At 41.2% G+C, this 14578-nt stretch carries 13 protein-coding genes; 11 read left to right on the top strand and 2 right to left on the bottom strand.

The annotated features are described in order from the left end of the window. The 10 genes from PBAT_RS24980 (at position 1) to PBAT_RS21535 (ending at position 11152) form a co-directional block, all read left to right on the top strand. On the top strand, positions 1–306 hold the full coding sequence (locus PBAT_RS24980) for an Ig-like domain-containing protein (protein WP_084403301.1): 306 nt from the start codon (positions 1–3) through the stop codon (positions 304–306). Further along, positions 267–449, top strand: coding sequence for a dockerin type I domain-containing protein (locus tag PBAT_RS26445; RefSeq protein WP_068652752.1), 183 nt, complete (start codon positions 267–269; stop codon positions 447–449). Before PBAT_RS24980 ends, PBAT_RS26445 begins: the two co-directional genes overlap by 40 nt. 136 nt (positions 450–585) lie before the next feature. Further along, the gene (locus PBAT_RS21570; RefSeq protein WP_068652751.1) at positions 586–5475 is read left to right on the top strand and encodes a family 43 glycosylhydrolase; all 4890 of its coding nucleotides are present in this window, start codon (positions 586–588) and stop codon (positions 5473–5475) included. A gap of 549 nt (positions 5476–6024) precedes the next feature. Then, positions 6025–6315, top strand: a complete 291-nt coding sequence (locus PBAT_RS21565; RefSeq protein ID WP_248912452.1) for a family 43 glycosylhydrolase — start codon at positions 6025–6027, stop codon at positions 6313–6315. Positions 6316–6970: 655 nt separating this feature from the next. Further along, positions 6971–7447: a thioredoxin domain-containing protein gene (locus tag PBAT_RS21560; protein WP_068652749.1), complete on the top strand. Its 477-nt coding sequence runs from the start codon at positions 6971–6973 to the stop codon at positions 7445–7447. Next, positions 7447–7935: a hypothetical protein gene (locus PBAT_RS21555; protein ID WP_068652748.1), complete on the top strand. Its 489-nt coding sequence runs from the start codon at positions 7447–7449 to the stop codon at positions 7933–7935. Before PBAT_RS21560 ends, PBAT_RS21555 begins: the two co-directional genes overlap by 1 nt. Position 7936: 1 nt before the next feature. Beyond that, complete coding sequence (locus PBAT_RS21550; protein WP_068652747.1) at positions 7937–8467, top strand: MauE/DoxX family redox-associated membrane protein; 531 nt, start codon at positions 7937–7939, stop codon at positions 8465–8467. Continuing rightward, positions 8467–8964: a hypothetical protein gene (locus tag PBAT_RS21545; protein ID WP_068652746.1), complete on the top strand. Its 498-nt coding sequence runs from the start codon at positions 8467–8469 to the stop codon at positions 8962–8964. The genes PBAT_RS21550 and PBAT_RS21545 overlap by 1 nt, the downstream gene beginning before the upstream one ends. After that, positions 8931–9329, top strand: a complete 399-nt coding sequence (locus tag PBAT_RS21540; protein ID WP_068652745.1) for a hypothetical protein — start codon at positions 8931–8933, stop codon at positions 9327–9329. Before PBAT_RS21545 ends, PBAT_RS21540 begins: the two co-directional genes overlap by 34 nt. Further along, positions 9329–11152, top strand: coding sequence for an ABC transporter ATP-binding protein (locus PBAT_RS21535; RefSeq protein ID WP_068652744.1), 1824 nt, complete (start codon positions 9329–9331; stop codon positions 11150–11152). The genes PBAT_RS21540 and PBAT_RS21535 overlap by 1 nt, the downstream gene beginning before the upstream one ends. A gap of 138 nt (positions 11153–11290) precedes the next feature. Here the strand turns inward: PBAT_RS21535 and PBAT_RS21530 are convergent, their stop codons facing one another. Then, entirely contained in the window at positions 11291–12493 is a 1203-nt protein-coding gene (locus tag PBAT_RS21530; RefSeq protein ID WP_068652743.1) for an MFS transporter, read from the bottom strand. Positions 12494–12518: 25 nt separating this feature from the next. After that, on the bottom strand, positions 12519–13109 hold the full coding sequence (locus PBAT_RS21525) for a TetR/AcrR family transcriptional regulator (RefSeq protein ID WP_276326603.1): 591 nt from the start codon (positions 13107–13109) through the stop codon (positions 12519–12521). A 436-nt stretch (positions 13110–13545) separates the two neighbouring features. Here PBAT_RS21525 and PBAT_RS21520 point away from each other — a divergent pair, with 436 nt between their 5' ends. Continuing rightward, positions 13546–14526, top strand: coding sequence for an ABC transporter permease (locus PBAT_RS21520; RefSeq protein WP_068652741.1), 981 nt, complete (start codon positions 13546–13548; stop codon positions 14524–14526). Positions 14527–14578: the final 52 nt, after the last annotated feature.

Raw genomic sequence — 14578 nt, 5'->3', positions numbered from 1 at the left:
TTGAACTTCTGGGGCAGAGAAGATGGTCTTGCTATAGACCGAATTCTATTAACCACAAGTAGTGATACAACTGATCCCGTGTGGCCTTTAAACAGTGTTGCAGTTACAGGAGTAACACTTGACAAGCCTACATTCAGCTTAACTGCAGGTGCAAACGAAATACTTACTGCAACGATTAACCCTGCAAATGCAACAAACAAGGCAGTAACCTTCTCCACAAATGATACGGGTGTTGCAACACGTTTAGTGCAGCGGTCATCAAAGAAGTGTCTGCCGACATCAATAAGGATGGAGTCATCAAATTAGATGACCTTGCGATAGTCGCTTACTACTTCGCTAAAGATTCCACTAGCGCAGAGTGGGCAACATATAAGATTGCGGATATGAATGGCGATAATATGATTGATATTGTGGATCTTGCTTACATTGCAATCAGGATACTCGAATAAGATCCTACTGCTCATGCTTAATAATTAAGTGAAATACAATTCTAATTCTGCCCTATCCCGAGAGTCATCATGACCGGGTAGGGCGAGCTAGTAATTGGGTGATATTATACGGTGAAAGAAAAGGAGAATAGCATTAATGCCAAATGAAATGACAAGATCAAAAGCTGTTTTGAATATTTTTCTTTGTCTTAGTCTTATGGTAACTTCCATGATTAGTTTTAATCAGACTTCCCATGCTGCATCCGTACCTACCGTTCATATTGATTATAATAATGAAAAGCAGGAAATTGACGGTTTTGGTGCATCAAACGCTTGGTCAACGGGGATTGTTCAAAATCTCCCGAACCAAACACAGAAAGAAATATTAGATGCGCTTTTTAGCACATCGAATGGTGTAGGGCTGAGTATGGTTAGAAATCGGCTTCCCTATGACTTATTATCAGAATCTGGCGACTGGAATTGGAACAATTGGGACATTAACGGTACATCATGGCTTTTTAATAAAATAAAAGCGGATTATAATGTCACCAAATTTTTCACAACACCATGGACACCGCCACCATTTATGAAGACCGGTAATCGAGGAATAAACGGTGAAATCGGAGGAACGCTTAGAGCGGACAAATATCAAGCCTATGCTGATTTCTTAGCGGACTATGTAAATGGTTTTAAGACGAATAAGGGAATTGATATATCGGCCCTTTCGATCCAGAATGAACCAAACTGGGCGCCGGAATATGAATCTAGCAGTTGGACAGCCGCTGATTTTCATCATTTTGTAAAGGATTATCTTAAACCTACCTTTGCACAAAAAGGCGTAACTGCTCAGTTGATTATGCCAGAAGGGTTGAATTTTAGTGAAGATCTCGCTCTTCCAACCTTGAATGATGCCGATAGCAGGGATCGAGTCGATATTGTTGGTGTGCATCAGTATGCCGTTAATCAACAAGATCCAGATCTCGGAGCAAAATGGCTGACTCAATCGAAACTATATAATAAAAAGCTATGGGTGACAGAAGCTTCGACAGGCGAACCCAATGATCCGAGCATTAATGATGGTATCTATTGGGCGAAAATGATCCATAAGGATTTGACGATTGCTGAAGTAAATGCGTTTAACTATTGGTGGCTTTGGAATAGCACCAAAGACAGTGTCAACACTGTTGGAGATAAAGGCGCACTAATTACTTTTCATACCGATGACAACGGTGCTGTCAAAAGCTACGATTTGAATAAAAGATTGTTCACTCTTGGACAATACAGCAGATTTGTCAGACCGGGATATAAAAGAATTCATTCGGATGTAAGTCCGGCAACAGGCATCTATACAACCGCATACAAAGACCCTTCCAACGGAAAGTTGGTTATTACAGCTATCAATGAAAGCGACAATGACACTGCACTGGCTTTCGATATAGATGGTAAAGCAATAAGCTCATATAAGACTTATAGAACTTCGTCAAATGAGGATATTGCCAATTTAGGTGATACCACTGTAAATGGAAGCTTATTTCAAGCTACTCTGAAGGGGAAAAGTGTGACAACCTTTTATGCTGAAGTATATACACCAGAATTAAGCAACGCTAAGAACCCGATTATATGGGCGGATGTACCGGATGTTGATGTGATCAGGGTAAACGATACCTACTATATGACCAGCACAACGATGCACATGAACCCTGGAGTTCCAATTATGAAGTCTAAGGATCTTGTAAATTGGGAAATCGTCAATTATGTATATGATATCCTCGAGGCTACGGATAAACAAACTCTCTCAAATGGGAAAAACATATACGGGAAAGGCTCATGGGCAAGCAGTCTTAGATACCATAATGGCAAGTATTATGTCGTATTTGCTTCCAATGATACGGGTAAAACGTATATCTTTCAAACCAATGACATCGAAAATGGCTCATGGGAAAAGTACGAGCTTGCTGGCGGCGTTTATCATGACATGTCATTGCTGTTTGATGATGATGGACGCGTATATTTAGTTTATGGCAGTGGATCCATAAAGGTTATTGAGCTTACTTCAGATGCCACAGCGATTAAAGCAGGCGGTATGAATAAAACGATCATTCAAAATGCAAGCGCCCCCGGAGGATCAGGAGGTCTTGGAGCTGAAGGTACGCACATTCATAAAATTAACGGAAAGTATTATATTTTCAATATTTCATGGCCAAACGGAAGTATACGTACTGAACTGGTACACAGGGCTGATACGATAGACGGCACTTATGAAGGGAAAATAGCATTAAGATCGGGCAGCACTTCAAACAGTGCCGGTATAGCACAAGGGGGCATCGTTCAAGCGACAGATGGAAAATGGTACGGAATGCTCTTCCAGGATTACGGCTCAGTAGGGCGTATCCCGTATATTGTGCCAATGACATGGAGTCAGGATGGATGGCCTGTGTTCGGGAATGTCAATGACACTGGGATCCCTGCAAAACTTTCAAAATCCTGGGTTTCATCAGATAACTTCGATCAGAGAACGGAAAAAATCGGCGCTTATCATACGGAAATTGCCGGTGGAGAAAATGACTACAATGGATCCAATCTTTCATTAGTATGGCAATGGAACCATAATCCAGACAACAGATTCTGGTCTCTTGCGCAGCGACGGGGGTATCTAAGACTTACAACCGGAACAACGAGCACCAGCATACTTGATGCCAGAAATACGCTTACACAAAGAACCTTTGGTCCGGAAAGTTCCGGTACAATTGCTATCGATGTAAGCCATATGAAAGATGGGGACTATGCAGGAATTTCTGCATTTCAACAGAATTACGGGTTTGTTGGGGTCAAAATGTCCGGTTCTTCAAAATCTGTTGTCATGGTGAATGGGAGTTCTGGGGTAGGTGTGGAAGTAGCTAGTGTTCCGCTTACACAGAATACGGTTTATTTAAGAACAGAATTGGATTTTAAAAATCGGACGGATAAAGCAAGCTTCTATTACAGTCTTGACGGTAAAAAGTGGGCATCTTTAGGAAACAAACTCCAAATGTCGTATACACTGCCTCATTTTATGGGTTACCGTTTTGCCTTATTTAATTATTCGACTAAAACAACTGGGGGTTACGTTGACTTCGATTATTTCCAAGTCGATGACAATCTGGTTGGATCAAACTTTGATACGAATTTGAAGTCTCTCCAGGTGGACGGTGTACAAGTGAATGAGTTCAGTCCAAGTACTTACACCTACTCCATAGATGTTCCGGCAGGTTCAGCTCCGCCGCAAGTTAGCGCAGCTCCCAACGATCCTAGCGCCACTGTTACGCTAACACAAGCGACAGCGATACCAGGAAAGGCCACGGTAACCGTAAGTAGGGAAGGCTTGCAAACTGCCGTTTATACGATCAATTTCACTAAGCCTGAGATCATTGCAATAGAGGCAGAAACAGCAGCAGAAAATTCAGACGAAGCATATGTCTCTGGTATGATAAGCAACCATACTTGGTCCCTAGTGGATGGACTGTCCACGAAAGCGATGCTGTTCGGGCCTAATACTGGCTTAGCTGCATCAGGTACAGATGCAGCTTCACTCGCTGCCAATTCCAAACTTGGTTATAAGATTAATTTTCCGACTGGAGGCACCTACAATGTTTGGATTCTTGTCAAGACTACAGGTTACGATTCGGACTCGGTCCATGTTGGATTGGATAATCAGTATAAATTCACGACTAACGGCATTGAAGGGGTAAGCCTCGGCCAATTTAAATGGGCTAATATAAGCAGTAGCAGTGGCGGTATGTTTGGCGGCGCTACATTGAATGTTGCAGCTGGTGAACATGAATTGAACTTCTGGGGAAGAGAAGATGGTCTTGCTATAGACCGAATTCTATTAACCACAAGCAATGCCACTACTGATCCTGTCTGGCCTTCTAATAGGGTTGCAGTTACAGGGGTAACGCTTGACAAGAGTACTTTAAGCTTAACTGCAGGTTCAAACGAAATACTTACTGCAACGATAAATCCTGCAAAAGCAACAAATAGGGCAGTAACCTTCTCATCAAGTGATACGGGTGTTGCAACAGTAAGTGGCGATACTTATGATTCTGCAACAGGTACAACCAGTGTAACTGTTAATGGAATTGCATCAGGAGAGGCAGTTATTACTGTAACAACGGCAGATGGTAATAAAACAGCGGTGAGCAATGTAATGGTAACTCCATCCGTTGTACCTCGATTGCCCGCCGTGGGCCTTTCGGCCGGAAGCAGTGTAAATTCTGAGAGCAGCTTTATTGTGGCACTTAGCCTGGATAATTTGAAACAAAGTGTCTATGCGGAGGACATCACTTTGACCTATGACTCCAACATATTTGACTATGTGAGTGTGGCAGGTGCATCAAGCGACATTCAGATCGTAACAGAGGATAAAGCAACTGCAGGAGAAGTTAGATTAATAGTTGCCAATATCGGAGGGGTCACTGGAGCCAGCACAACGCTTCTGGATCTAACCTTCAAGGCAAAGACGGGTGTACAGAATACATCCGGAACGATTGCAATTACCCAAGCAAGTCTTGGCGTAGCTCCTGAGGGCAGCGTAATCGAGGCGGAGCTTGACAGTGTGAACATTTCAGTAGGCAAAATTGTAGTGGTCGTAAATAAGACAGCTTTGATTACAGCCATTACGAATGCTGAGAGCCTCTATGATGCAGCGGTAGTCGGCACACTGCCGGGACAATATCCGCAGTTAGCCAAAGATGCATTCCGCGTTGCGATCAATGAAGCAAAAGCAGTCAAAGAAAATGAAAGAGCGACACAGTCAGAGGTTGAAAATGCTCTAACAGCACTTGTCAGCGCAAATGCTGCCTTTAGGGCGGCTGTAGTTAAAGAAGTGTCAGCCGACCTGAATATGGACGGAAGCATCAATGTTGGTGACCTCGCAATGGTCGCTTACTATTACGGTAAGGATTCTACTAGCGGAGACTGGGCAACCTGCAAAATTGCAGATATGAATGGTGACAATAAAATCGATGTTGTGGATCTTGCGTTTGTTGCCACGAAGATACTTCAATAAGTGTAACATTTAATCTAATGGCTTCGCCCTTTGTCATCAGGGGGCGGAGCCATATTTATTGGTTGACTTGGGCAGTCTGGGATGTTATTTTTTTTACTAATTTTGGATCGGATGCACTACCTATGCGCAGAGGCTTGATAGAACGATTTTTTTAAAAACACTTACCGAATGTCGTGGAGAAAGATTAAAGAAATTACAAAATGAGATTCAAGCCAGAGGAGGACAGACAAACTTTGGTGTCCAAATCGCCTGGATAATATATATGCGGACAAAAATCAATATCAATATACAAGGTCTTCCTGTATTGATAACTAAAAAATCTCACTTTTTAAAAAAGATATTACATCGTAATATTCGCAGGGCCAAGATATAATGAATTCGAATTTGACCAAAGGTAACCAGAGGGGAGTGCAAGCGGATAAAATGAGCTTAAACGTTTACTTTTTTTTACAACACATTAGAAAGCGCTTTACTTCCTGCTTATATTAAATTAAAGGAGAATCAGCTAATGAAAAAAAACTATGTTCTTTTCTTATAACTATTGTATTATTGCTGAATTTGGTGCCGGTAGGAATCATTTATGCAGAAGAAGCCCCTAAAGAAAAGGGAGCTACCAATAACCCCATTGTTTGGGCTGATGTGCCGGATCCTGATGTCATTCGTGTTGGTGATGCCTATTATAAGACCAGCACGACTATGCACATGAACCCTGGCGTTCCGATTATGAAATCTTATGACCTAGTAAACTGGAATATTGTTAATTATGTATATGATATTCTGGACGAAGGCGATAACCACAGATTGAGTAACAATGAAAATGAGTATGGAAAAGGCTCCTAGGCTAGCACTCTCAGGTATCATAACGGAAAATACTATGTAGTATTTTCATCCAGTATAACAGGAAAGACGTATATTTATCAAAATGAAATTGGATCGAACTATTATTGAACGGGAACGAACTGGGGACAGAGAGGAATTAACATTTCTGTGCGTTTCACTATCAAAGAAGTGCTCTAGCATGAATTCCACTTAATATCATACCTATATATTGTTTTATATGGAAATTATCGTAAATTGTTGAATAGATGGAAAATAATAACCATAAAATGTAATAATTTAACTTTATTTGTTGAAAGCGTTTACAAAGCGATGTACATCATATATATTTCACTAAAGAAGTAAATGAGAGTTTAGTAGACTTGTGGTAACGAAATAGATTAGCCCACGCGTAATAGGAAATATTGAAAGGAGGTGAATAATAATGGCTTGTCCTAATCGTTGTACAGCAGGGCAATGGGTTACGTATTGTAATGAAAAATGCCCTAGTAATATCAGCACTCATACCAGAAGAAGAGTAATGTTTTGTCCATCTGAAAATTGCAGTGTTACTGGAGCATGTGATTGCTGGTAGAACTCATTAGTGGAGAATCTCTCAGTTTAGTGAGAGATTCTCTTTCTATATATACAGACACGTGATGAAGGGAGAATATTCGCAATGAATCAGATTGAAAAAGTAATGCCGTCATTTCTGCAAGTTGAAGAGGGTTTGCAGATCGGGGATTATATGCCCAATATTAGAATTCCGAACAATGACGATATGGAATTGTATGATTGTATTACCGATTACCTTTTACTGGCGACTATTAGCACTTCCTGCGCGCCTTGTCTTCCGGCAATGGAAGCAATTAATATATTTATTCAACAATACCCCGGAATCAATTTCCTACTGTTCATAGATACGGAAGAGAGTACATTCGAGAAAGCCAAACATATTTTCCATCATTCCGCCCAAATTTATCATGCCTCTGATGATTTGCTGTTCGGAGAACTAAAAACACGAGGTTATCCGTGGGGATACGGATTAAATGCAGAGGGGCAAATTATTACGATAGAACATGCGGGCAGTCTCGAATATTTGGAAAAACTCGTATCCCCTTTCAAAAGGTTTTTGGATTCGAAGGAGGAATCATAATGAGCAAACTTAGCTTTCGAGATTTATTTAAGCATGAGACACTGGAGAGAGAAGAAACTTCTTTTGTGCCGCCACTTGATGAAGAGCTGCTGATGGAATCTCATTTGGTACAAGGTCAGCTTTTTCGTGGTCTTGAGCTGGATGATAGGCTTGCCGACGCTGCTATGGCAACGATTCTTTTTATCTCTTTGACCTGCACCAGCTGCATAGATTTGCTGTCTGATCTTGCCGAGTTTGGCGCTAGACATGAAGGCTTGCTGCTTGTTGTCAGTAGTGGATCAAATGAGGATAACGAAGAGCTTGTGCGGTATTACGACTATTCCTTCCCTGTTTTGACGATGCAGGAGAGGGCATATAAAGCGCGCTTTGAACTGGAAGCGACACCGGCGGCGATTATGCTAGAACATGGCCGTGTCATGAAACAGTTTACAATCTTGGATATTGGACATCTTTATGATCAGAGCGCGGTACGAAAAGGAGGCGATTAGTTTGCTTTCAATTATGATTTTTCTACTGGATTACGTTATGGGTGGTCTGTTTGTGGTGGCATTTTACTTTAAAAAAAATAACTTTCGCGATTTAGAGCTTTCCGTACAGTCCTATCGTGTCCTTCCTTTGTCTCTTATTCGTATAGCTTCTATCGGGTTACTTCTATTTGAGTTTTGTCTTTTTATTTCCTTTGCATCTGGACAGGCCTTGTATTATAAAGAACTGGGCGCTATTGCATTGTTACTTGCTTTTAGCTTTTTTGTTGTCAGAAAGCGCCGATTGGATAACGATTTGGGGAGCACATGCTCTTGTTTCGGCTCAATCGGAATTCTTAATCGTTATCCTTTGAGTCGTAATTCGATTCTAATCGGGCTATGTGCAAGCAAATGTTTACTACCGGCCGCCGCCTTGTCCGCTCAAGCTTCCTTTCGGCAATTCATAATCCATAGCGTAGTGATGGGTAGTTGCTTGTTTCTTGTTGATTATTATCAGACTCGAAAACGATACATCGCGCTGCAGGTGAGGGGATGATGATCTTGTGGATCGTTGGCGCTTTGATGATTTTGTCGGTAGGTCTGTTGAAAGTGTTGGTTATGAAGTACAGGCTGAAAAAGATGGAGCGGCGTCTGGTAAAAGTTGCAATCCAAGACGAGTCATGGCAGGAATCGGAACAAATGACGTTAATGGGTATTCATTACACGCATCCATCGTTCAAAAGACTGGATGAATTATTGTCTTCGAAAGATAGGTCTTTTCAGAATGTCGTCGTATTCTTGGACGCGCCTCCGTTTATCCATCTCTTAAAGCAGCGTGCATGGAATAGTTGTCGTAGTGTTCGCCATACGCCCGAATGGTCCAATTCCAGGTGGCTTGCACTGCTAAACGGGGAAACGGTCGCCTATCAGTGGGACGGTCAGAAACTGCATCACTACACAGAGGTAGAAATGCTCCTGGAGCGAAAAATCAGGGTATTCCAATTGGAGGAGGAACAATTATGCACGCAGCAATCAGCGGACAACTTCTTATAGCTGATCAAGTGGTTGATAACCATGAAGCAAGGGCTCATTGTATTCAAAACGTGCGCAATGAAGTACAAGTACGGACATTTCCTTCAGTTACACTTTTTTATTTATGGGCGAAAGTGTTGTTTTTTGGTGTGAATCAGGGAGTTGTGTGGATTAAGGTATACGACTCGGATCAAAATACGGTGTGGCAAAAAAAATGCGAAGGTCTGGTTAATAGAAGGACGGAGTTGCTTCCCGCAGGAATAGATATGGCGTTTCAGCCGCGTTTTGTTGTGCATGAGGAAGGATTGTTTCACTTTGTAATGACAGACGAAGAGGGTGCGACGCTGGCACATTATCCTCTTTATATATCCCGCAAGGAGTCCTGATGGAACCTTCATTCAGCAAGCTGCAGACGCTCCGGTTCTTGCTGCCAATTCTGTGGAAAATATCTGGGGTTGCCCTTGTGTTATTAATTGGAATCACGTTGATTCAGGCTGTTATACCGATTGCGCAGCTTTCGCTCACAAGCAAGCTTGTAGAGGAAGCTGCGCAATTGTTTCAAGGAAATAGCGTGAGCGGCCTTCGAGATGTATGGCTCCTCGTGATACTTCAATTTGTTCTGCTCCTAATAAGCGCACTCTTGGGAAGTGTTTTTAAATATACGCAGCAATTTTTTAATGAGCGAGCCACCTTATATTTCGACGAGATGATGTCGACCAAGGTGAATCGTCTCCCGTTATCATATTTTGATAACCATCTGAATTATGATCGGTTGCAACGAACGTCCTTCAGCATACAGATGCAAGGAATCAGTATCGTGTTTATCATGTTGACAATGATCCAAAGCATAATTACCGTGACCGGTTTCATGGTTGTGTTATATCAATTTCATTGGCTCCTGTCGGTGGGGATGTTTCTTCTGGTTGTTCCCATGCTATGGACTTATTTGTATGAGAGCAAGGCTTCTTTCAAGCTTTTCGTTCAACAAACACCGGATGAGCGTATGTCATCTTTCCTTAGCTATTTGTTGAAAAGCCGGGAGGGCGCTAAGGAGCTACGCGTATTTGAATTAGCTGATTATTTGATAGGAAAGTGGAAGTTGATTTCCAAGAGAAATATTGAGAGGAAGCTCGCTTTGGAACGGAAAACGATCGGCATTTCGTTAGGCATGCAAATGATTTCATTGGCGCTGCTAAGCGGTATGCTGTTATTTGCTTTGAATACTGGAGCGAATGGGAGGCTTGAAATCGGACAATATGTAGCCTTGGTTCAAGCATTGTTCAGCACGCAGACGCTCATTCAAGGTCTTGCGCAAGGGTATTCCAACCTTCATCAAAACTTACTTCATGCGAGTGAAGTGGTTTCTTTTGTCAGGCTTGCGGATAAGAGTGATCAAAGAGGCAAGGCGGATTTCCCTTCTCCTATTAAACAGGGCATTGTTGTGAATAATTTGTCTTTTCAATATGACGGGGCCCCTAGTCCTAGCATTGAAGAACTGAGCTTTACTGTTAAAGCGGGAGAAACGATTGCCATTGTGGGAGATAACGGAGCTGGTAAAACCACATTAGCCAAATGTTTGTTGGGTTTATACAGTCCCAGCAGCGGTTCCATAGCAATAGATGGTATGGATTATGCCGAGATACGAGCAGCCAGTCTTCGCAGCCGGATGAGCGCCATTTTTCAAGATTTTGTGCAATATCCATTCCCAGTATGGGAGAATATCGGATTAGGAGAATTAGCGGAACTGAATAATCGGGACAGGCTTAAGCAATCCGCAGAACAAGCGAATATAGTGTCTTTTATCGACAAACTTCCAGAAGGATGGGACACGGTGCTTGGGATTCAATTTGACGGAGGACATGAGCTATCCTACGGACAATGGCAACGAATTGCGTTGAACAGGGCATTTTTCCGGGATTTCGATGTTATTGTGCTTGACGAACCGACTGCTTCACTTGATCCGATGACGGAAGCTGCTATTTTTGAGAATCTGATGATGTTGACACGTGGTAAAACAGCTTTTTTTATCACCCATCGACTTGGAAGCTGTCGTTTTGCGGATCGAATTATTGTTCTCAAAGAGGGTCGATTGGTCGAGAGTGGAGATCACGAGACATTAATGAATAAGGATGGGGAATACGCTGCGATGTTCCGCAAGCAAGCGGGATGGTATACGAAGGAGTGGAACAAGCAGAAGCTAGGCGTCTAACTCTTATAGCGGCATTGCCGACAATTCATAAATACTAGATCTGAGGAGACGTATCCATTCGGTCAAGTATATCGCTTAACGTGGGTCGCAAAAACAATATAAAGAAGGCTGTCGAGACTTCTCGACAGCCTTCTTATATTATTTTACCAAGCTATGATTTGATTGTTTTTCTTTCCACATCATTGTAATGAGAAGACCAATAAACATAATGACAGCAGCAAAGAGATATGGATAGTTGATGTTTACATCAAATAATATACCGGCTAACGCGGGCCCGACAATATTACCCAAGCTTGTATAGGTTGAGTTCATTCCAGCGATAAATCCTTGTTCTTTTTCAGCCGATTTTGATAAATAGGTCGTTAATGCTGGTCGTAGCAAGTCAAATGCGAGAAAGATGAAGCAAGTTACTAGCAAAATGGCTAAATAGCTAGAGATCATGGTGGATGCTACTGCTAATACTACGCCAGTGATTAAGCATAACTGGATGAGTTTCTTTTCACCGAGTTTATTTACCATTTTACCAAACATAAAGACTTGAACAACAACCCCAAATATTGAACTTATTGTAATGATTGTAGCAATATCTCGCGGAGTGAAACCAAATTTATGATCAGAATACAGACTAAATACAGTTTCATATTCTGATAAACCAAAGGCCAGTACAAACACAATAATGAAGGCAATTAAATATTGTGGATGAAATGATCGTTTGATATCACTTACAAAGTTTGTATCTTTTTTAAGCTGTGTGGTTTCCAAAAGCTGCTGTTTGGTTAATGGCTCTTTTAAAATGAATAGGGATGAAATACATGTTATTAAAGCGAATCCACCAGCAAAGTAGAAGGGTGCACGCACACCCAGCTCAGCGATAAAACCTCCAATGCCTGGACCAATAATAAAACCGAAACTAATAGCCGCAGAAATATATCCCATTGCTTTTGGTCTTTCCTCTATTGAAGTAATATCTGCAACATAGGCAGTAACGGCTGGCATAATAAATGCACCACTAATGCCTCCTAGAATTCTGGAGAAATAAAGAACGGATACTTGTGTACTTAAACCAAAGATCACCTCGGATAGACTAAAAATAAATAATCCGATGATGATCATTTTCTTTCTGCCATACGTGTCGATCCATCGTCCTGCCAGAGGCGACATGAGTAATTGTGCGAATGCAAAGGCCGCCATAAGATAACCTATCGATTGGCCTGATAAATGCATCATATTCATAAAGGATGGCATAACAGGGATGATAAGTCCGACGCCTAGGAAAACAATGAATATATTACTTAATAGAATGAGTAAGACTGCTTTTTGTTCTTTCAATGGTTTCTTCATGAAGTAATACCTCTCTTTTGTAAAATCATAGCTGTGAAATACCTCTCCAAAATACGGTCCATGAGGCATTTAGTTTATCGTTTAAACGTGGTTCATTATTCCCATATGCTAGCTCTAACATGATCGAATCAACAACACCTAAGAAGGCAAGAGTAGGAGTGGAGGCGGTATCTTTTATGATAGCTTTGGCATCGATCCAATCTTGGAATTTGCTTTCTAGAACGGTTTGAATCTTTATCTCCGTATCAATGACTTCCTCATTAATCGCTGATGCCAGATGGAGAGGTGGGAAGAAAGACATACGCAGCCAGAACTTTAACTGCTCGCTCTTTTGAAACAAGTCAATGACCAATTGTAAATATCCAAATAAATCCACTTTGGGATTATGGGTATCCACTTTACTCAAATATTGTAGTTTTGAAGAGATTTCTGCCTCTTTGGCATCTTGTAGAACTTGTAGAAATAGATCATCTTTCCCTTTGAAATGAGCATAAAGAGACTGTTTTCTCATACCAACATTCTCGGCAATTTGAGACAGTGATGCTCCCTCATACCCATGAATGGTGAAAAATTTTAAAGCGACTTCCTTAATCTCCTTACTTTTCAATAGAATCACCTCGATATTAACGAACGTTCGTCAGTTATTTTAGCAAATTTATTTTTTTTATACAAATGTAAATTGCTCTCAGTATTTAAGGTCTAGCGATTATTATGTACTCAGTTCTTCCTTTTAATGTACAGAACAGAAGCTCTCTTACTTGCTAAGGGAGTTTTTTGTTTATAAAAAGAATTCTTTAATGTGTGTGGGTTTCTGAATCTTGTATTTTTAACAAATTATAAAACTAACATCATCAAAACATGAATTTGTATCATTTTTCGAAAAAAAGTTAATGTCAAAGCGCAAAAAATCGTGCTTCTATTATCTCGTTTCGTTTATTTGAAGACAGTAGAATGTTTGTAAGAGGGAGATGATAAATTCCAATCAATCCATAAGTAGTAATTTTTTGTAGTGATTTGAAAGGGATTGCAAAATATTAGCAGGGGGGATGATTATGTCGGAGGTTACGGCGAAAGAACACTACTCTTCGATTCCACCTGAACGGAGATTGGTGAACGAAAAAAGTTTTTTCCAGCGATTGTGGAAGCAAATGGATATCCAGTTAATGGTCTGGCCAGGGGTTGTACTTATATTTATTTTTGCATACATCCCGATGTATGGCGTGCTTACAGGGTTTATGGATTATGACATTTTTACGGGAGCAAACATTTTTGAGAATCCATGGGTAGGGTTCAAGCATTTTGAATCATTTTTTAATGCTCCGCAGTTTTGGACGATTATGAGAAATACGATTGTGATCAGTCTTTTGAAATTGCTTATTGGTTTTCCGGCTCCGATTATTTTGGCGCTTATGCTCAATGAGGTTCGTCATAGGGGGTTCAAGCGTGTTATTCAATCGATTACATATTTACCGTATTTCATGTCATGGGTCATCGTAGGAAGTATTGTTATGAGTTTGCTCTCGACTGAGAACGGGAGCATCAATATATTGCTCAAAGGGATTGGGGCTATCGATGAATCGATTAACTTCCTCTCCATTAGAGACTATTTCTGGGCGATACTCGTGTCAACGAATGTGTGGAAAGACATCGGTTTTAACTCCATTATCTTTATGGCTGCGATAGCGGGTGTGAATCCGAGCCTATATGAAGCTTCAGAAATCGATGGTGCGAGTCGTTTCAAACAAATGTATCTGATTACGATTCCGACGATTATGCCGATCATCATTATCTTTATGATTTTGGCTATGGGAAGTCTGCTAAGTGCTGGTTTTGAGGATATATTGATCCTGGCGCAGAACCCAAGTCTAAGACCCGTATCTGATGTAATAGACACGTATGTATACCGAGCTGGTTTGCAGAATCAAAGGTATGACTACGGGGTTGCTGTTGGTTTATTCCGTGCAGTAGTAAGCGTTACCTTGTTAACCATTGCCAACTTTTTGGCGAGAAGAACGGGTAACAGTCTCTGGTAGAACATTCGCCAATAAGGGGGGGGAATACAGTGCTTTTCAAGCGTTTGGGATA

Origin of the sequence: Paenibacillus antarcticus (assembly GCF_001637225.1) — a bacterium.
Taxonomy (GTDB): Bacteria; Bacillota; Bacilli; order Paenibacillales; family Paenibacillaceae; genus Paenibacillus_AQ; species Paenibacillus_AQ antarcticus.
This window is presented reverse-complemented; position numbering and strand designations above follow the sequence as displayed.

Coding starts and splice junctions, on each gene's coding strand:
- PBAT_RS21555 (WP_068652748.1), top strand. CDS start 7,447: ATGAGCAAACTTAGCTTTCGAGATTTATTTAAGCATGAGACACTGGAG.
- PBAT_RS21540 (WP_068652745.1), top strand. CDS start 8,931: ATGCACGCAGCAATCAGCGGACAACTTCTTATAGCTGATCAAGTGGTT.
- PBAT_RS21520 (WP_068652741.1), top strand. CDS start 13,546: ATGTCGGAGGTTACGGCGAAAGAACACTACTCTTCGATTCCACCTGAA.
- PBAT_RS21560 (WP_068652749.1), top strand. CDS start 6,971: ATGAATCAGATTGAAAAAGTAATGCCGTCATTTCTGCAAGTTGAAGAG.
- PBAT_RS21535 (WP_068652744.1), top strand. CDS start 9,329: ATGGAACCTTCATTCAGCAAGCTGCAGACGCTCCGGTTCTTGCTGCCA.
- PBAT_RS21545 (WP_068652746.1), top strand. CDS start 8,467: ATGATCTTGTGGATCGTTGGCGCTTTGATGATTTTGTCGGTAGGTCTG.
- PBAT_RS21530 (WP_068652743.1), bottom strand. CDS start 12,493: ATGAAGAAACCATTGAAAGAACAAAAAGCAGTCTTACTCATTCTATTA.
- PBAT_RS21570 (WP_068652751.1), top strand. CDS start 586: ATGCCAAATGAAATGACAAGATCAAAAGCTGTTTTGAATATTTTTCTT.